The organism is Streptococcus dysgalactiae subsp. dysgalactiae, from assembly GCF_900459225.1.
Lineage (GTDB): Bacteria > Bacillota > Bacilli > Lactobacillales > Streptococcaceae > Streptococcus > Streptococcus dysgalactiae.
This window is the reverse complement of record NZ_UHFH01000003.1, coordinates 329,562-348,636: the sequence shown is the minus strand read 5'-3', so window position 1 is coordinate 348,636 and position 19,075 is coordinate 329,562. Positions and strand designations below refer to the sequence as shown.

General features: G+C 38.8%; 14 protein-coding genes and 1 pseudogene. 2 read left to right on the top strand and 13 right to left on the bottom strand.

What is annotated here, in order from left to right; all coding sequences use genetic code 11:
• Positions 1 to 2: 2 nt before the first annotated feature.
• From oppC to DYD17_RS01920, 3 genes are all read right to left on the bottom strand, one after another.
• A complete protein-coding gene (oppC, locus tag DYD17_RS01930) occupies positions 3 to 929 on the bottom strand; it encodes an oligopeptide ABC transporter permease OppC (RefSeq protein WP_003049687.1) in 927 nt (308 codons plus the stop codon).
• Positions 929 to 2,431, bottom strand: a complete 1,503-nt coding sequence (locus DYD17_RS01925; protein ID WP_003049686.1) for an ABC transporter permease — start codon at positions 2,429 to 2,431, stop codon at positions 929 to 931. The genes oppC and DYD17_RS01925 overlap by 1 nt, the downstream gene beginning before the upstream one ends.
• Before the next feature lie 65 nt (positions 2,432 to 2,496).
• Positions 2,497 to 4,467 carry a peptide ABC transporter substrate-binding protein gene (locus tag DYD17_RS01920; RefSeq protein ID WP_115246683.1) on the bottom strand — a complete coding sequence of 657 codons (1,971 nt, stop codon included), beginning with the start codon at positions 4,465 to 4,467 and terminating at the stop codon, positions 2,497 to 2,499.
• A gap of 328 nt (positions 4,468 to 4,795) precedes the next feature.
• Between DYD17_RS01920 and pbp3 the strand changes: the two genes are divergently transcribed.
• On the top strand, positions 4,796 to 6,034 hold the full coding sequence (gene pbp3 / locus DYD17_RS01915; RefSeq protein WP_115252605.1) for a D-alanyl-D-alanine carboxypeptidase PBP3: 1,239 nt from the start codon (positions 4,796 to 4,798) through the stop codon (positions 6,032 to 6,034).
• A 145-nt stretch (positions 6,035 to 6,179) separates the two neighbouring features.
• Here the strand turns inward: pbp3 and DYD17_RS01910 are convergent.
• Positions 6,180 to 7,085: pseudogene (locus DYD17_RS01910) on the bottom strand (DDE-type integrase/transposase/recombinase).
• 186 nt (positions 7,086 to 7,271) lie between these two features.
• Here DYD17_RS01910 and DYD17_RS01905 point away from each other — a divergent pair.
• Complete coding sequence (locus DYD17_RS01905; RefSeq protein ID WP_115252604.1) at positions 7,272 to 8,453, top strand: D-alanyl-D-alanine carboxypeptidase family protein; 1,182 nt, start codon at positions 7,272 to 7,274, stop codon at positions 8,451 to 8,453.
• A gap of 175 nt (positions 8,454 to 8,628) precedes the next feature.
• Here the strand turns inward: DYD17_RS01905 and sufB are convergent, their stop codons facing one another.
• The 9 genes from sufB to DYD17_RS01860 form a co-directional block, all read right to left on the bottom strand.
• A complete protein-coding gene (gene sufB / locus DYD17_RS01900) occupies positions 8,629 to 10,047 on the bottom strand; it encodes a Fe-S cluster assembly protein SufB (protein WP_115252603.1) in 1,419 nt (472 codons plus the stop codon).
• Positions 10,040 to 10,516, bottom strand: a complete 477-nt coding sequence (sufU, locus tag DYD17_RS01895) for a Fe-S cluster assembly sulfur transfer protein SufU (protein ID WP_003049673.1) — start codon at positions 10,514 to 10,516, stop codon at positions 10,040 to 10,042. Before sufU ends, sufB begins: the two co-directional genes overlap by 8 nt.
• Positions 10,503 to 11,729, bottom strand: a complete 1,227-nt coding sequence (locus DYD17_RS01890) for a cysteine desulfurase (protein WP_003049671.1) — start codon at positions 11,727 to 11,729, stop codon at positions 10,503 to 10,505. Before DYD17_RS01890 ends, sufU begins: the two co-directional genes overlap by 14 nt.
• A gap of 30 nt (positions 11,730 to 11,759) precedes the next feature.
• Positions 11,760 to 13,022: a Fe-S cluster assembly protein SufD gene (gene sufD, locus DYD17_RS01885; protein ID WP_115252602.1), complete on the bottom strand. Its 1,263-nt coding sequence runs from the start codon at positions 13,020 to 13,022 to the stop codon at positions 11,760 to 11,762.
• Between the two features lie 118 nt (positions 13,023 to 13,140).
• Complete coding sequence (sufC, locus tag DYD17_RS01880) at positions 13,141 to 13,911, bottom strand: Fe-S cluster assembly ATPase SufC (protein WP_115252601.1); 771 nt, start codon at positions 13,909 to 13,911, stop codon at positions 13,141 to 13,143.
• Between the two features lie 112 nt (positions 13,912 to 14,023).
• Positions 14,024 to 15,193 carry a glycosyltransferase family 4 protein gene (locus DYD17_RS01875; protein WP_115252600.1) on the bottom strand — a complete coding sequence of 390 codons (1,170 nt, stop codon included), beginning with the start codon at positions 15,191 to 15,193 and terminating at the stop codon, positions 14,024 to 14,026.
• 6 nt (positions 15,194 to 15,199) lie between these two features.
• The gene (mecA, locus tag DYD17_RS01870) at positions 15,200 to 15,961 is read right to left on the bottom strand and encodes an adaptor protein MecA (RefSeq protein WP_003049663.1); all 762 of its coding nucleotides are present in this window, start codon (positions 15,959 to 15,961) and stop codon (positions 15,200 to 15,202) included.
• Positions 15,962 to 16,104: 143 nt separating this feature from the next.
• Entirely contained in the window at positions 16,105 to 16,944 is an 840-nt protein-coding gene (locus DYD17_RS01865) for an undecaprenyl-diphosphate phosphatase (protein WP_003049661.1), read from the bottom strand.
• A 66-nt stretch (positions 16,945 to 17,010) separates the two neighbouring features.
• Positions 17,011 to 18,936 carry a DUF2207 domain-containing protein gene (locus tag DYD17_RS01860; RefSeq protein ID WP_115252599.1) on the bottom strand — a complete coding sequence of 642 codons (1,926 nt, stop codon included), beginning with the start codon at positions 18,934 to 18,936 and terminating at the stop codon, positions 17,011 to 17,013.
• Between the last annotated feature and the right edge of the window lie 139 nt (positions 18,937 to 19,075).

Sequence of the window (19,075 nt, the reverse complement as noted above, 5' to 3'; positions counted from 1 at the left end):
TCCTATCTATGTGAACGTGGGTCGCTAGCATCTGCCAGGTTTTGTCCGACAATATACAATGGTAATGATACTAAAATCAACGTGACTAAGGGAATCCAGAAGAGGTAAGCATTTGTTGTTAAGTTGCTTGAATAATTAGCAATCAAACGCCCTAAGCTTGGAGTTGTGGTTGGTAAACCAATCCCAAAGAAGGATAAGAAAGCCTCAGAAGACACGTACACTGGTAACATTTGTGACAACATGGTCATGATAACTGAAACCAATTGAGGTAAGAGGTTTTTAATGGCAATTTTGTACATTGGTGTTCCTAGGGTTTGGCTAGCAAGGTTGTACTCCAAATCACGGTAACGTAAGATTTGCACACGGATAGAATAAGCTACACCGATCCATCCAGTAATACAGAAAGCTAAAATTAAATTCCAAAAACCAGCCCCTAATGAATAGGTCAAAACAATGATGATTAACATTGAAGGAATGTTTGAGATGACATTATAAATCTCAATCATAACTTTATCAAATGCTTTAGAAACTCCCCAAATAGCTCCTAAAATAACTCCGATAGTCACATTAATCAATGTTGCTATAACAGAAATTAAGATAGAATTACGCGCTCCATACCAGACACCATCAAACAAAGATTGTCCATTTTTATCTGTTCCAAACCAGTATTCGGCGTTGGGCCAAATATAACGTTTCGAGAAATCGTTGATATTACTCACATCACCAAAGTCATAATTCGCAAACATTGGGTAAATGAAACTCATCAATAAGATTGTTACTAAAATCATTAGCATGAAGATAGTAGACTTTTTAGAGAAAAATTGACGGAATACGGATTTCCAATAAGAATAAGCAGGGGTATCAATCACTTCGGAGGCTCTGCTATCGCGCTCAACAAATCGAAATTTTGATTTATCAATCGTTTCCATTACTTACCTCCTTTTTTAGTTGACAATTTAATACGTGGATCGACAATTGTCATAGCAATATCTCCTAACAGTAGAGATACAATTGACAAGACAGTGAAAATAAAGGTTAGCCCAACAATCATAGAGTTGTTAGCTGATTTGATAGAATCAATCAACATTTTCCCCATACCTGGGAAGGCAAAAACCGTCTCTGTTAATGTTGCTCCACCAATCGCAAGAATAATACTTGCCGGAATACCTGATACAATAGGAACCATAGCATTTTTGAAAAGGTGGTCTTTATAAATTTCAGATTCTGATAACCCTTTTGACCGAGCAAACCGTACCCAATCACTAGCCTGAAGGTCAACAAGGTAACGACGGAACCAGATAACTGTACTTGGGATACTTAAAATTCCCAAAATAAGAGCTGGTAATACGTAAGATTTAGGGCTAGACGCTCCTAGCATAGGGAAACTATCTGGCAAACCAACCATACTTCCTAAGAAACGGACCACATAGATAATAGCAATACTTGGTAAGGCAAGCATGAAGGTCATGGTTGCTGTTGAAAAGCGATCAAAGTAAGTATTTTTGAAGCGTGCCATAAATAGACCGAGAGGTAGTCCAATAACATAAGCAATTAGGACACCAAAGAACCCAATAACAAAGGAATTGTGAATCATTGATGGGTCAACATAGTTATTAATGGTCTTAGTATAAGAATCACCTTTACCATAGTTTGCTTTGGTAATATCATCCATTGATTTTGGGTTTTTATAAGTACGACTATAAATATCTACCGATGATTTTTTAGTCACACCTGTTGGGAAAGTGATATCTTGAAGTGCTGTTCGTCCTTGACCTTGGGAAATAACCTGCAGAACAGGAATGTTACTATAAGTTGGATAAGATGTTCCTAAGTTTAGTGTGACAAGGTTTTGATGAAGGAAAGGGAACTTACCATTGACATAGACAAGGTATTTGTGTTGTGTTCCTGACCCAACAAGGGACCAGCCAATAGATTTATCATTTTCAAGGCGAACATATCTAGCTAGGTTAGGGTTATCCTTGTCTTGAATCTTCCAAGGATGGTCGATAACAACTAAGTTTGAGAAAAAGTTCCAAACACGTTCGTAAATAGGAATCTGACGAGTAGCATAGAATTTTTTGCTAACCGGGAAACGTTTTAGCTGCCAGCCATTACCGAGGGTATCAATATATTTCTCATAAATAACTTTGTTAGCACTAGTCGCTTCAGTCGTTACACTACTATCTACTTTAGAAGCATGATCTTTTAACTCTTTACTTGAAAAGTAATTAATATAACCCATACGTTGGAAGGTTAAACTTTCGTAAGCAGCCTTTTTATCTGGCGTCGTCGTCATCTTATTGTAGTTAGGGTCTTGCTTAAAGATAAGACCGACAGGGACGAGGGTATATACGATGGTGTATGTTAAAGCCGTTACCAGAACAACCGATACTAATGATCGTAAGATACGGTTTAAGATGTATTTTTTCATAGTTATCCTCAACAGTTCAAAAGAACTTTCTCAATTAAACGAGAAAGTTCTGTTTGAACATCGTTTTATTTTTCAACGTGATCAGCTAATTTCTCAGCATAGTCTGCGTTTGATTTAGCCTTTGCTTTCAACCATTTTTCTTTTGCTTTTTCGTATTGTTTTGTCGTAACAGGTTTGTCTTGAAGTTTCATTCCTTTATATGAGAGCGAACCTTTAGCCCCCGCCCATGCAAAGGCACCACTAAAAGGTACAACTTTAGATACACGTGGTGAACCACCTGTAGATACAACAGGAATATCAACAGCATCATCTAACAAGTAAGCTTGAGCTTTCGCGTAAGCTGTGTAACGAGCATCATTATCGTCTGTAATTGCTGCTGCTTCATCAAGAAGAGTTTGGTAGGTATCAAGACCTGCAGCTGCTACAATATCCTTGCTTTCACCTGCTTTAACTCCCAGTTTTTGGATAACAGATCCACCATCTACTGGACTCATAATATCAAGGTAGGTACGTGGATCTTGGTAGTCTGGTCCCCACCACGATGCAATAATATCATAGTCTTGCTGCTCTGGTGTTTTCGCGTAGAAACCTTGAGACTCATGAGTAGAGGTCTCTGTTTCAAGAACGTTAACAACAACGTTTTCTTTACCAAGTGATGCTTCGACAGATTGTTTAAAGGATTGTGCCTCTTGAACAGTTGCTGCGTTTGCTTGGTCAACAGGATAATCTAATTGAACCGGGAAGGTTACTCCTTCAGCTGTCAGAGCTTCTTTGGCTTTAGCAAACTCAACTTTAGCCTTTTCTGGATTGTAGAGACCATCTTGAGCGTCAGCTAAGTTGATGTTTTTCCATTCATCGCCAAGTTTTGCAATTTCCTTTTCAACTTCTGAACCAAAGTCATTTTTTCCAATAGTCACAAATGTTGGTGGAACTAGCATATTACGTAGAGCTTTTGTTTTAGCATCTTCACCGACTGTCTGAGCTTGGAACGAACCACGATCAAATCCAAATTGGATAGCTTGACGGAAGTCTTTGTTATTAAGGGCTTTTTTGCCATCCTCCTGTTGAGCTGCATCTTTTTTAGTATTGTTAAATGATGTACGATTTAAATTCCAAGATAAGTGACGAATATAACCGTCTTGCATACCGTAAGTAATGTTATCAGCGTAATTTTTCTTAGCTGATTTATAAGTTGGATCATTTGGGTAAAGTCGTGCAACACTGAACTCACCCTTGTCAAAGTTCTTGTAGAAAGAACCTGGGTCTGAACCGTCTGAGTAAGTCAATTTAACAGATTCTAGTCCAACATTCTTAGCATCCCAGTAATTTTCATTTTTATGAAATTCCATGGATGATTTTGAAGTGAAGGCACTTAAGAAATAAGCTCCGTTAACAAGGATTGATGATGGGTCAGTTGTTCCAAAATCTTTACCTTTTGACTTCAAGAATTTCGCATTAACTGGGAAAAGTACACTATATGTTGTTTTCGAATTCCAGTAACTTTCAGGTTTGTTTAAAGTGTATTGAACCGTTTTTTCATCAAGCGCTTTAATACCGACTTCTTTGAAATCAACCTCACCATTTTGGTAAGCTTTCAAATTTTTGATGGAATCTTCAACAACATATAAAGCTTCAGATTTAGCATCAACCGCATGTTTTAGACCAGTTACAAAGTCTTCTGCTGTTACAGGTGCGTATTCTTCACCATCAGCCGTGTACCAAGAAACACCATCACGAAGAGTATAAGTATAGGTTAGGCCATCTTTTGAAACTTTCCAATCTTTAGCAAGCGATGGTACCAAGTTACCATACTCGTCATTTTCCAAAAGACCATCTACCATTTGCGTTGCCACATCAGTTGTTCCGCCACCATTTGTTAAAATGTAATCCAACGATTTTGGATCGTTAACAAACACATATTTGTAAGCTTTAGTTGCATCTGAACCGCCTGAGGCATTTTTGCCACCACAGGCTGCTAAAACGGATACTGATAATACAGCAACACCTAAAGTTGCTAACCATCTACTTTTCTTCATAAAAGTCACCCCTAAACTTTATTTTTCATTTTTAAAACTAATAAATGAAATTGGTTAATTGAAAACATTATATCATAAAAATTTCTTAAAGAAAATAATGTGATGAAAAATTATCTGAATATTTCGTAGAATTTTCTCTATTTTATTCACTCTAAGAAACGGAATTCTGTTAAATCCTTTTTAAGATTGGATTGTTGATTATTTTAATGTAGCTACTTTTCTCTCATGATAGCGTTTTATTGTTTCATTTTTCTTCCAATGGTCTCCTCTGACTTGGAAGTAAGATATGATATAATAAAAAAATGACACTTAATAAGGATAGATTACTATGATAAAACGATTGTTTTTTTTACTACTCATAACTCTAGCTTTTAGAGCTACTCCTATCAACAGCGACGATTTTTCAGTAGCTGCTAAACATGCTATTGCTGTGGAAGTTGATAGCGGCAAAATTTTATATGAAAAAGAGGCTGATAAAGCTGTTCCTGTGGCATCAATCACCAAGCTGTTAACGACCTATTTGGTTTATAAAGAGATTGCCAATGGTAAATTAGAGTGGGGAAGTTCCGTAACGATTTCTAATTACCCATATGAATTGACCACAAATTACAGCATTAGCAATGTTCCTCTCGATGCACGAAAATATACCGTCAAAGAATTGCTAAAAGCTTTAATCGTGACGAATGCCAATAGTCCTGCTATCGCCTTAGCCGAAAAAATGGGAGGTACTGAACCAAAATTTGTCGACAAGATGTCACAACAATTGAAAGAGTGGGGAATTTCTGATGCTAAACTAGTCAATGCAACCGGTCTGACCAATCACTTTTTAGGAAAAAATAAGTACCCTAAAACAGAAGATGAGGATGAAAACCTCTTTAGTGCTAGAGATTTAGCCATTATCGCTAGACACCTTCTTACAGAATTCCCAGAAGTCTTAAAAATAACCAGCAAGCCATCTGCTAATTTCGCAGGGCAAACCATTTATAGCTACAACTATATGCTCAAAGACATGCCTTACTATCGCGATGGGGTTGATGGACTCTTTGTTGGTTATTCCGAAAAAGGTGGTGCTTCTTTTGTAGCAACTAGCGTGGAAAATCGCATGCGGATTATTACTGTTGTCTTAAACGCTGATCAAGCTCAAGAAGATGAGTTTGCTGTTTTTAGCGCAACTAACCAATTACTCCAATACCTTTTAACCAACTTCCAAAAAGTTCAGGTCTTTAATAAATCAAAAAGTGGTCAAATCAAAGCTTTTCCTATCTTAGATAGCCCTAATAAAACTGTTCCCTTGGTAGCAGAAAAAAACTTATCACTCATTAAACCCGCTAATAGCAAAATCAAAAAGTCACTTCATATCACTAAAGACTCTTCAATCATCAGCGCTCCTATTAAAAAAGGACAAGTCTTAGCAAAAGCTACTCTTCAGGACCAACACCTTATCGGAAAAGGCTATCTGGGTGAAGCACCCTCTGTTAATCTTGTTGCTCAAAAGGACACTCCTCGAAGCTCCTTTTTAAGAGTTTGGTGGAATCATTTTGTCCGTTATGTCAATAATTCCCTATAACTTTCCGATATCATTGCTACTATCGACTGAAGCTTCATTTTTTCTTCAATCTTTTTCCTTTTATAAGCTATTTTTCAAAATATACCTTTGTCAATGATGTGAGACCATAAATGTTATTTTGAAGATAACTATTTGTAAAGCTTTACTAGGAGCTAGCTCCTAGTAAAGCTTTTCTGATATCGATAGGAGATTTCCAGCCTAAAGTCTGCATAGCAAGTCGATTGGAAAGATAAAGATAATTTTTCATCTGCTTGATAAAATCATCATAAGAATAGAATGTCAAATGCTGGTAGAAACGTTGATTGTCATTGCGATGACTGCGTTCAACTTTGCCATTATGTCTGGGAGTCCGTGGTCGAATCAGTTTATGCTCAATGCCAAGTTCCTGACAAAGTAGGTCAAGTGGGTGTCCTTGTTTGGTCTCTTTGAAATGGGTGAACTCGACTGCATTATCTGTTTGAACGATTTTTGGTTTATAGCCAAAGTGTTTAATAGCCATTTTGAGAAATTGAACAGTTGAGTAGGACGACTGCTCTTTGAAAGGGAATATAAAACGTTATCGACTGGCCTCATCAATGATGGTATAGTGGTAGAATTTGTCAGGTAGTTTGCCTGTATAGCAGTGAGTCGATACGTATTTGACATTCACCTGCCACTTGATGCCGAGTTTAGTTGGAGTGTCATATGGTTTCGGTACATAAGTTTTTTGCTTTGTTTTAGGGGATTTGAAGAAGTCCAGCTTTCTCAAGACTCGAAAGAATAAGCAGGGATGCCTGTGAATTGAATTTCTGCGGATGCTATTTTTAATCCATATCATCTCTTGCTCGGTATGAGCCTTTGGATGTGGGGTTAGAGATCGGTGAGAACGGTCTTTCAGCGATTCTTTTGTGCCGTCGAATTGCTTGTTTCAGCGCATGAGAGAGGGTTTTGAGACCTTGTAGCGTCGACAGATGAAAGCAACTGAGGCACCATTTCGGTAGGTTTTAACAGCGTGCTAGCGTGTTTCCAGAGTGTGTGGAAAATAGCGACGGTTTTGTGATATACTAGTCATGAGAAGTTTCCTTTTTTGGGGGAGTGGTGGTACTCTTATCATATCAAGTAATCTTCTTTTTGACTTCTAGAAGTCTCATATCAATTGTAACGCTACATCCTTCTATAAGCTATTTTTCAAAAAAACTTCACATTGTATTAGTGGAATGATATAATAAGATGATACTATATTTTAAGGAGCTAAAAATTGATCAAAAGAATTGGATTAGTTATATTTACCGTGATGTGTTTTTTAATAATGCCTGTCAGTCACGCGGAAGATATCATGGATATTACAAGGCAAGCAGGTTATACCATTAGTGAGGTTAATCGTCCCAAAGCTTCTATTGTTGTCGATGCAAATACTTCTGATATTCTTTGGCAAGATAACATTGATATTCCTAGAGATCCTGCCAGCATGTCTAAAATGTTTACTCTTTATGTCTTATTCGAAGAACTTGCTAAAGGGAAAATTACCATGGACACAACGGTAACAGCTACTGAAACTGATCAAGCCATTGCCAAAATTTATGAAATTAGCAATAATAATATCGTTGCTGGAGTAGCCTATCCTATCCGTGACCTCATTACCATGACTGCTGTTCCTTCTTCGAATGCTGCAACTGTGATGATCGCCAACTACCTATCAAATAACGATGCTTCTGCTTTTATTGACCGTATCAATGCTACCGCTAAAAAACTGGGCATGACCAATACGCATTTTTCAAACGCGAGTGGGGCTGCAGCTCAAGCTTTTCAGGGTTACTATAATCCAACTAAATATGACTTGTCAGCTGCTAATATCACAACTGCACGTGATTTAGCAAAATTACTATATGCCTTTTTAAAGAAATACCCACAAATCATTGACTTTACCAATCAATCTGTAGTGCATACGATGGTAGGAACGCCTTACGAGGAAGAATTTCACACCTATAACTATTCACTCCCTAATAATCAATTTGGCATGGAAGGTGTTGATGGTTTAAAAACAGGGTCTAGTCCTAGTGCTGCTTTCAATGCTATGGTAACAGCTAAGCGAGGTAATACTCGGCTCATTACCATTGTTATGGGAGTAGGGGACTGGTCGGATCAAAATGGAGAGTTTTATCGTCATCCTTTTGTGAATGCTTTAACTGAAAAAGGCTTTAGCGACAGTAAATCTCTGACTAAAGCCGCTCGCAAGAAATTGGAAAAATTAGTATCGCAAAAAAAGAAAGAGAATCTACCCAAACAACATCGGACTAAACCAGCTAAAAACTATTCGACTCTAGAAAAGGTCGAACAGTTTATCAATCACAACCACACTTTCTTCCTCATTTGCTTAGGAATCTTTATGGTTGTTATCCTCTTACTCGCTATCATCGCCTATACAATGGGACGTCAATAAAAATTAATATCAAAAGCCTTTGTTTACCCCAATAAACAAAGGCTTTTTTGCCGTCATTTGTCGAATACTTCTCTTAATACTAACTAAAAAAACTAACCGCTCTGGGTTAGTACTTCGATGGAAAGAAAGCCTATCCAAAAAGTTTGGGAACTCTAATGGATAGGGAAAAATAAATTTAACCAACTGAACCTTCCATTTCATAAGAAATGAGACGATTTAACTCAACTGCGTATTCCATTGGTAATTCTTTGGTAAAGGGTTCTACGAATCCCATCACGATCATCTCTGTTGCTTCACTTTCTGATAAGCCACGACTCATCAGATAATACAGTTGCTCTTCAGAAATCTTAGACACTTTAGCTTCGTGCTCTAAGGCCACTTGTGAATTATGAATTTCATTGAATGGAATGGTATCTGATTTGGAAATGTCATCCATCAAAATCGTGTCACACTCAATATGAGAGACTGATTTTTTGGATTGTTTATTAAAGGTCACCTGACCACGATAGTCCACTTTGCCTCCACCTTTAGCAATTGATTTTGACACAATTGATGAAGATGTATGCGGAGCGTTATGAATCATCTTAGCCCCAGTATCTTGATGCTGCCCGGCATTAGCAAAGGCGATTGATAGCATCGTCCCACGCGCTCCAGGTCCATCAAGGTAGACAGATGGGTATTTCATGGTAGTTTTGGCACCTAGGTTACCATCAATCCATTCAACCGTGGCATCTGCCAGAGCACGCGCGCGTTTGGTCACAAGATTATAAACATTGTCTGACCAGTTTTGAATCGTGGTGTAACGCATATAAGCGCCATCAAGAGCAAAAATTTCCACAATGGCCGCATGCAAACTATTACTAGAATAGGTTGGCGCCGTACAGCCTTCGACATAGTGAACACTTGCCCCTTTATCAACAATGATTAAGGTTCGTTCAAACTGGCCTGTGTTTTCATTGTTAATACGAAAATAGGTCTGTAAAGGAATATCAACTTTAACCCCTTTAGGAACGTAAATAAAGGTTCCTCCAGACCAAACGGCTGAGTTAAGGGCTGCTAATTTGTTATCTGTTGGTGGAACCAGTTTGGCAAAGTATTGTTTAAACAAATCCGGGTATTCTTTAAGGGCAGAATCCGTATCTGTGAAGATAATCCCCAGTTTTTCAAATTCATCCTTCATGTTGTGGTAAACCACTTCAGATTCGTATTGGGCAGATGCTCCTGCAAGATAGGCACGCTCTGCTTCTGGAATACCAATACGTTCGAACGTTTCTTTGATTTTATCAGGAACATCATCCCATGAGCGAGCTGGTTTATCAGATGCTTTTTGGTAGTAAATAATGTCATCAAAATTAATATCTGACAAATCTGCTCCCCATGTTTGCATTGGCATTTTATTAAAGGTTTCTAGTGATTTTAAGCGAAATTCCAACATCCATTCGGGTTCATTTTTAGCAGCTGATAGCTCACGGACAACTGCTTCACTCAAACCTTTTCCTGTAGAATAAATAGGCTCAACATCATCGTGAAATCCAAATTGGTAGTCCCCTAGATCAATTGGCTGCGCTTCTACTTTTTCATTTATATCAGACATCTTTCTCTTCCTTTATATTTTTATCACTGATTTTTTCGACATCACTACGCTGAATAGCTTCTTTGAGCGCATTCCAAGCTAGGGTTGAACATTTGATTCGCTGTGGAAATTTCGCAACTCCTGCCAATAATACTGCTTCTCCTAACTCTTTTTGAGAGTGATCTTCTTTCCCCTGAACCATCTCTGAAAAGATATCGGCTAGAGCTAGAGCTTCGGACTTACTTTTACCAATAACAGCATCGGTCATCATGCTTGACGATGCCGTTGAAATGGTGCATCCATTCCCTGCAAAAGCAATATCTTCAATCTTATCATCGTTAAAGGTAACCGTTAAAGAAATCACATCCCCACAAGTAGGATTATTCAGTTGAACAGCCTCCACGCCCTCTAGTTGACCATAGTGATGCGGGTGTTTAGAATGGTCCGCTACAACAGCCATATAAAGGTGGTTCAATTTAGAGAGTGCCATTGAAAAACTCCTTTGCTTTTAGAATTGCATCAACCAAGCGATCACAATCTTCTCTGGTATTATAAAGCGAGAAACTAGCTCTCACGGTAGCTGAAACATTTAAGTAAGACAGTAAAGGTTGTGCACAATGATGACCAGCTCGTACCGCGATACCTTCATAATCCAAGGCTGTTGCTAAATCATGCGGATGTAAGCCATCTAAATTAAAAGCAATTACGCCTGCCCTATTCTCAGGTTGTTCTGGCCCATATAACGTGAGCCCTTCGATAGCGCGCAATTTAGGTAAAATATAAGAGACAAGGTCTGCCTCATGTGCCTGAACTTCTATCATCCCAATGTCTTGTAAGTAAGAGACAGCTGCAGCTAAACCAATTACACCTGCAATGTGGGGAGTGCCAGCTTCAAATTTCCAAGGCAACCCTTTCCATGTAGCACTTTGCTCATAAACAAAATCAATCATTTCGCCGCCAAATTCAATTGGCTCCATCTGATGTAAAAGCTCTTCTTTGCCGTAAAGAATGCCTAAGCCAGTTGGTCCGTACATTTTGTGAGCTGAAAAAGCAAAGAAATCACAATCCAGCTCTCCAACGTCAATTGGCATATGAGGGATTGACTGAGCACCGTCCACAACCAAGTAGGCTCCATTAGCATGGACCAGTTCTGCAATTTCCTTAATCGGGTTAACACATCCCAGGACATTTGAGACATGTGCTAGGCTAACAAATTTTGTTTTAGAGGTTAACTTCTGTGTCAAGTCAGTCATATCAAGCTGCCCATGTTTTAAATAAGCATAAACCAGTTTAGCACCTGTTTTTTGACAAACTTGCTGCCAAGGAATAATATTGGCATGGTGTTCCATGACTGAAACCAAAACCTCATCTCCTGCCGTCAAAACCTGTTCAGCAAAGCGAGCCACCCAGTTGAGACTGGTTGTTGTGCCTCTAGTGAAGATTACTTCTTTGCTTGACTTAGCCTTAATAAAATCTGCAACAAGTTGCCGACTGGCCTCATACTGACTTGTTGCATGTTCCGCTAAGGTGTGAATCCCGCGGTGAACATTGGCATTATCTGTTTCATAATAGGAACGCAAAGCCTCTAGGACAACGGTCGGTTTCTGTGTGGTGGCAGCATTATCCAAATAAACAAGAGGCTCGTCGTTAACCAATTGGTCTAGAATGTTAAAGTCCTGTTTGATGTGATTTGCATCTAGCAATTCTAACCTCTTTCTTTTTTCACAATGGGCTTAACGGTTACGTAATTTTCCATCTAAACCCTTGATAATTTCTTGGCGGACAGACGGAATAGGAATTTCAGCAATGACTGCTCCTAAGAAGCCTCGAATAACTAAACGTTCCGCAGTGTCCTGATCCAGACCACGACTCATTAGGTAATACATGTCTTCTGGATCAACCTGACCGATAGACGCTGCATGGCCTGCTGTCACTTCATTTTCATCGATCAACAAGATTGGATTAGCATCTGATCGTGCCTGATCTGATAACATCAAGACCCGACTTTCTTGTTGAGCATCTGCTCCTTTAGCACCTTTTAAGATATGACCGATTCCGTTAAACGTTAATGTACCACGTTCTAAAATTACACCATGTTGTAAAATATGACCAATAGTATGCTGGCCGTAGTTGGTCACACGCGTGTCAATACCTTGCACTTGTCGACCACTGGAGACAGCAACTACTTTCAAGTCTGCTTGTGAACCTTGACCAACTAAATCACTGTCAAAATCCGCTACCACATTGCCTTCATTCATAATAGACAAGGCCCAATCAATGCTGGCATCCTTATCTAAACGTCCACGGCGGCTAATGTAGGTAGTCACTGATGACCCTAAGCGATCGATAGCTGAAAATTTGATTTGGCTACCCGCTTGGGCGATAACTTCCACGCTAATATTAGCGCTGGCTTTTTGACTTGCGTTCCCTATTGACTCAAAACGTTCTAAATAAGTAAACTTACTTTCTTTTCCAGCAATCACAAGGACGTGTTTATTAAAAGGAACATCACTGTCACTATCTTGTAAGAAAATGGCTTCAATAGGTGCTGTGATTTCTAAGTGATCTGGAACATAGAGGATTGCTGCACTATTAAAATACGCGGTGTGGTAAGCTGCTAATTTATCCTCATCAAAGGCGATTGCTTGTCCAAAATGAGCGGCAATCACCTCTGGAATTTCTTCAAGCGCTGTGTAAAAATCGGTAAATACAACCCCTTGATTGATTAACTCCATTGGCAACTGCTCCAAAACAGTTTGCGTTCCTACCTGAACAAGGGTTGGGTTATCTCCAATAGCCATAAAATCTGGCACATTGGCTAATTCGTCATTTTCTGTTAGGGTTCCATCACCTAGATTCCAACGATGAAATTTAATCCTTTCAATGGCTGGTAATTCCAAATTTGGCATGGCTTTCAGTGCCTCTAAACGCCGTTCTTGCAACCATGCAGGTTCAGCATGGGCTTGCGAAAAAGCCACTAGTTTTTCTTTTGTCATCTCTTAATCCTTTGTCTCTGTTTTTTACATTAACTGGGTATAGGACATCATCTAGCTCTTTATAGGACATCATCTAGCTCTTTAATAGAAAGCTAGATCAAGTTGTTCTGAGAAATCCTTAATTTTCTTCTTTGTAATCGATACCTAATTCTTGCGCGATACCCGCATAACCTTCTTTTTCGAGACGAGTCGCCAAAGCAGCATCACCAGATAAGACAATACGACCATCCATCATAACATGAACTAGGTCTGGGGTAATGTAATTCAACAAACGTTGATAGTGGGTGATAATCATAGCTCCAAAGTCTTTCCCACGCATCTCATTAACCCCTTTAGAGACTACTTTTAGGGCATCAATATCAAGACCAGAATCAATTTCATCTAGTAGAGCAAATTTAGGTTCTAACATCAACAGTTGGAGAATTTCATTGCGTTTTTTCTCCCCACCAGAGAAACCTTCATTAAGGTAACGCTCTGCCATCTCTTCTTTCATGCCCAATAAAGCCATTTTATCATCAAGTTTGGTGATGAAATCTCGCACGGAAATCTTATCTTCATCAGCTTTACCAGCATTCATCGCTGCACGCATAAACTCAGCATTGGTAATTCCAGGAATTTCTGATGGGTATTGCATAGCGAGAAAAAGTCCCATTCTAGAACGCTCATCCACTTCCAACTCCAGAATGTTGACACCGTCTAACAAGATTTCCCCTTGGGTAACTTCGTAATTAGGATTTCCCATAATAGCGGCTGAAAGGGTGGATTTCCCTGTCCCATTAGGCCCCATAATGGCAGCAATCTCATCTGTCTTAAGGGTTAAATTAACCCCTTTTAAAATCTCTTTATCTTCTATCGAAACATGTAAATTGTTAATTTCAAGAACTGACATGATATACCTCTTATTTTTCTGTCATTTAGAGCTATCTCCAGCATAGAATAATGATCTCTCGCTTTAATAACCATTACGTCTATTATAACAAAAAAAAGCCCTACGAGGCTTTTTAGTGTTTCAAATCATTTTTTTCCTTGCACTTGAGAAGGGTAGCTTGACGATAGTCACTATTCCCGATAAATTTTAAGACATTAAAAAGTGGAGTTCGCTTTTCACCCCAGATTTCTAAGCCTTCAATAAAGACTTCTAAACCAAATAAGAGTCCCAAAAGCAATAAGATTCCCCCAATACGGCTAGATACATTTAATAGCAGGGAGATTAATGAAAAGAGCATGGCGATGCCGTAGACAACCAAAACCGCTCCGCGATGAGTAAAGCCCATAGACAGCAGACGATGGTGAAGGTGCATCTTATCAGGTTCATAGAATTTTTTCCCAGATAAACTACGACGAATAATGGCTACAATAGTATCCATAATTGGTACACCAAGGATAATTACAGGTGTCACAACAGCAACTGCCGTTGAATTTTTCAATCCCTGAAGAGACAAGATCCCAATCATAAAACCGATAAAAAGAGCTCCTGTATCTCCTAAATAAATAATCGCTGGATGGTAATTATAGGGAAAGAACCCTGCAATAGAAGCAATCAATACCAAAATAGTAAGGGTTAAAAAGAAGTCAGTCTGAGGTAAAAAGAAATAGGATACAATAGCCATCGTCACCAAACTAATAATGGAGACCCCACTAACCAAACCATCCAAACCATCAATCAGATTAATCGCATTGGTAATTGAAATAATCCACAAGACTGTCAAAAAGAAAGTCAAGAAAGGTCCAAATGCTAGGAGCGGGCCTCCAAACGGGATTTTAAAGCTGTCAAATTTAAAGTCAGTAAAAGCCCAGATAATAATAGCTCCTGCAACAATTCCCAACATTTTTAGCTTAGGACTTAACTCATACAAGTCATCTAAAAAACCTGTCAGAGTAATCACCAGAGCTCCTATCACAACAGGCAGAATATAAGCAAAATAACTCTGACCTCCAAGTAAGACTCCTTTGGAAGCCAATGGCATAAATATGAGACTGGCAACCATGAAGGAAGTAAAAATAGCAAGGCCCCCACTTGTAGGCATGGGCACCTTATTAACTCTTCTAGCATTAGGGTTGTCCACAGCGCCTACCCGAAAAGCTAGGAAGCGAACAATAGGAGTTAACACTAAGGAAATCAGTAAAGCACCAATTAGCACGAGGACATAATCTATTGTAAAAGAAAACATGATACCTTATCCCAACTCAATCTTTCGTAATTGCTCAACAGCTCCATCCAGAATTAATTGTACGCCATGCTCTTGTAAGTAAGCTCTTGTTTTTGTTCCAGGACTAGCATGCTCAATCAGTCTTGCATACATCACATTGGCAAAATAAGATGGTTGTTGCTGAACATCTAATAAAATCGTCATATGATAACGGCTGTCACCTTTATACAATTCTGAAGCTTCAACAGGAAAATCAATTGTCCGAGAAAAAGCGACGGCCTCTGAAAGTGTTGCAAAGTCCAAAACATAATGCACGTAATCTAACGGCTCTGGTTCTTGTTCCGCTTCCTCAGCGGTCTCTTCCGTTTGACTAACTAGAGTTGCTTCAACAACGTCTTCCATCATTTCTTCAATTTTTTCCAGTTTCTCATGGGCATTTACATCCCCTTTTTCTCGCATAGATTGTTCTAAGCTCTTGAAAAAGTCTTCAGGAGTCATTTGAGAGATGTCTCCCAAATCAGCTAAATCTTCAAGATTAAGGTCCTTATTGAGTTCAGACTTGGTTACAAAGACATCCAAACGATCTTTTCTAGGGGTCACACGAAAGCTAAGCATGCCACTATCTTTGAAATTGTCTGGTAGATCCAACTCATCCATGACAGAGTAGAAGAACTCTTCCGTTTTTTCTTGAGGAATGAGAAAATCTTTTAATTCCATCCCTCTTTCTTCTAAATCATCCATACTAATTGTTATTTTTAGCGTTGTCTCACTAATTTGTTTCATTTCCATTATCAATACCTCGCACGCGTAGTCATTTCATTATACTAGAAATGCGATGTTTTAGCAATTTATGACTAGTTTCCATTCTCAAAGAATAGTAAAAAACAACAAACCGAGTAGGTCTGTTGTCACATTTAAAAAGAATCTTACTGTTAAAAAACAAATTTAAAAAAACTATAAATCAACAAAAGACTTCCCAACACAATACGGTATTTCCCAAAAATAGTAAAATCGTGCTTCTTCACATAGTCAGTCAAGAATCTAATAGCCAACAAACTGACAACAAAGGCTGTCAAGCTCGCAACTAATAGAATAAGGACTTGTGCAAAATCAAGTTGATGGCCATCAAGGAAAAATTTAACAGCTTTTAATCCACTGTAGCCAAACATCGTCGGAATCGCTAAAAAGAAAGTAAAGTCAGCAGCTACTGTACGACTAGTTCCTAAAATAATAGCTCCTAAGATTGTAGCCCCTGATCGACTAGTACCGGGTACAATACTCAACACTTGAAAACATCCAATGAAGAAAGCTGTTTTGTAAGACATTCTAGCTAAGTCAGTAACGGCAGGTTCTTGTTGAGCATTTCGTTTTTCAATCCAGATAAAGGCAATCCCGTAGACGATTAAAGCTATGGCAATCGGAACCATAAAATAAAAATGTGCTTCAAACCAATTATCAAGAGGAACCGCTATTAAAATAGAAGGAATACAAGCAATCACCACTTTTAGCCATAATTGCCAAGTAAGCTGTACTTCTCTTGCTGTTTTTCCAGGTTGAAAGGGATTGAGACGTTCAAAATAAATCAGCATAACAGCGATAATCGCCCCTAGTTGAATAACGATATTAAACATTTCTATAAAAGCCTTATCCTGATTTAGTCGGATAAATTCCTGAACTAAAATGAGATGCCCTGTGCTAGAAACAGGGAGCCATTCGGTAATCCCCTCAATGATGCCAAAGAAAATGGCTTTTAGCAATTCGATTATTAACATGTTTTCTCCTTATTAACAACTCTTATCGTGATTTTCTAAACTGAGACTGAGGCCAAGCGACTTTTTTTAGAAGGCACCCCCGCCTCCTCCGCCGCCTCCGCCAGAGAAGCCACCGCCTCCGCTTACACCACTTCCTGAAGAAACCGAAAAGTTTGAAGAAGTAGTAGCTGAAGACAGACTAGACACAAAGGCTGGTGTTGTGGCATACATTATCGTTGACAACTCACCTGGTTGAACGGCTTGGTAAACTTCAGGTAAGGCAATGCGATGAACCTTCAAATAGCGTTCAATTTGCTTCGCATAGCCAAATAAGGTCGCATAGACCAAGATACGATTCCAAACCACAAGACCATCAATGGGCACATCATCAAATTTATTAATGTCTCGCATCATGTTTTTAAAGCTCTGCCATTGGTGCAAGCGAACAGCTCCCTCAGGCGTTTCAATGCCCAGTTTACGGTATGGACTTAATTGCAGGTTAATGTAAAAGCTGAGACACGTGGTCAACCCAAGTAAAGCAAGGTAAATGGGGGCCAACCCACTTCCTTTCATAGTCAGATAAATCAATAAACTACTATTCAGAACAACCAACAAGCAGCCTAACCCCTGCACACTATGACTTTTTCGTTTCTCTGATGAGGACATTTGACGATAACTATCTGGTAAACCTAACTTCTTGATGGCCTCTAGGACACTGCTTGTAATAGCAGCCGACGCTTTTTTCATCGCCTTAATCACCTGCTCAGACGATTGACGAACTTCTTGCTCTAACTTTTTACCATTGTATGTTTTCTTTAGCTGTTTAATGGTATCAGCATCATAATGGTATTGGCTAAACAATTGATCCACTGGTAATGTCACATTATTTCCAAAGGCCATTTCTAAGAAGGAAGCTTCCTCATCTGTTACCCGATTTAACTGATCAATTTCAAGATAGGCTTTCCCTTCTTCTTTTGATAAGAGTAATACTTTTCGATCAATTAAATCCAACAAGGTAGCTTGAACAAGTGTTTCAAAGGTCACCACTTTAGGTCCCCAGAACCTCTGAGTTTCTGGTGTTGTAGGTGATAAATCTGTAAAACTCTGCTTGTACAAATACTGCGTTAGAACAAGAGGGGAAAGATCTTCAGGGACTTCATAACTGTGATCTGTATGGTTGGCCAAATGATAACGATTGAACTGTTTCTTTAATCTTGTAAACTGTATTAACTGCCAAAGAAGAAAACCTATTTCCACCAGAGGAATGACCTTGCCAAATAGTAGCTTTAACAAAGCCCTTCGTCTGAAAATCTTAGTTTCTAACGCTATAATCTTATCCTTTTTACTCGTTGCAACATCAACCGGTTTTGCTCCCAATAATGCTTTTCTATCCCAATAAGCATGTAATTCCAATCGCCCTGAAACATTTTGGGCATTAATCTGATATTCACCATTGCCTTCTTTTAACACTTGAGGGTTCTTTTGGTAATATCCTCTGTGAGCCCATAGACCAGAATCCTTAATATCAGCTGGGGTCGTGACGGTCAAACTCACCTTTTCTAATGTTTTGTCCCAGTCACTAATCGGTGTCCAATTTAGTTCTGCCACATCCTGATAAGCTGTTAGGAGGTGATGCAGTTGCCAGATAACCTTGACGTCAACCTTATCTCCAGCTTGACCAGCATTATAAAGTTTTAAACGGTAGCCATCTCCAAGGTCACTAAACTCTTGGTTAACGGGTACTTGTTGACCATTGTGATATACCTCAACTTTAGGATTTTGGTCAATAGAAAATTCATCTGGCAAATTACCTGCCCGACCCAGCGAAATATACTGGCCGTTATAAGAAGTATCAAATTGATAGGTAACTTTCTGCTCAAACCGAGCCGTATTTTCCTTTGATAAGACTAACAGCCCTTCATAGTTGGTGATGCTATAGTCTACATCAGCTGCTGTTACTCGCATCCCTAAAAAACTGAAGCAAAGCACAAACATCATCAGAATTTTTTTCATGGCAACATCCTCTTTCTGCCCTCATTTTACCATATTTTAGAGAGATGACAAAACCTAAGCCAAACTTTTCACCTTATTTTTACTCACTTTTTTGAATATTTTTTCATGTTTTACCCTATTTTTCTGAGAATATATTGAA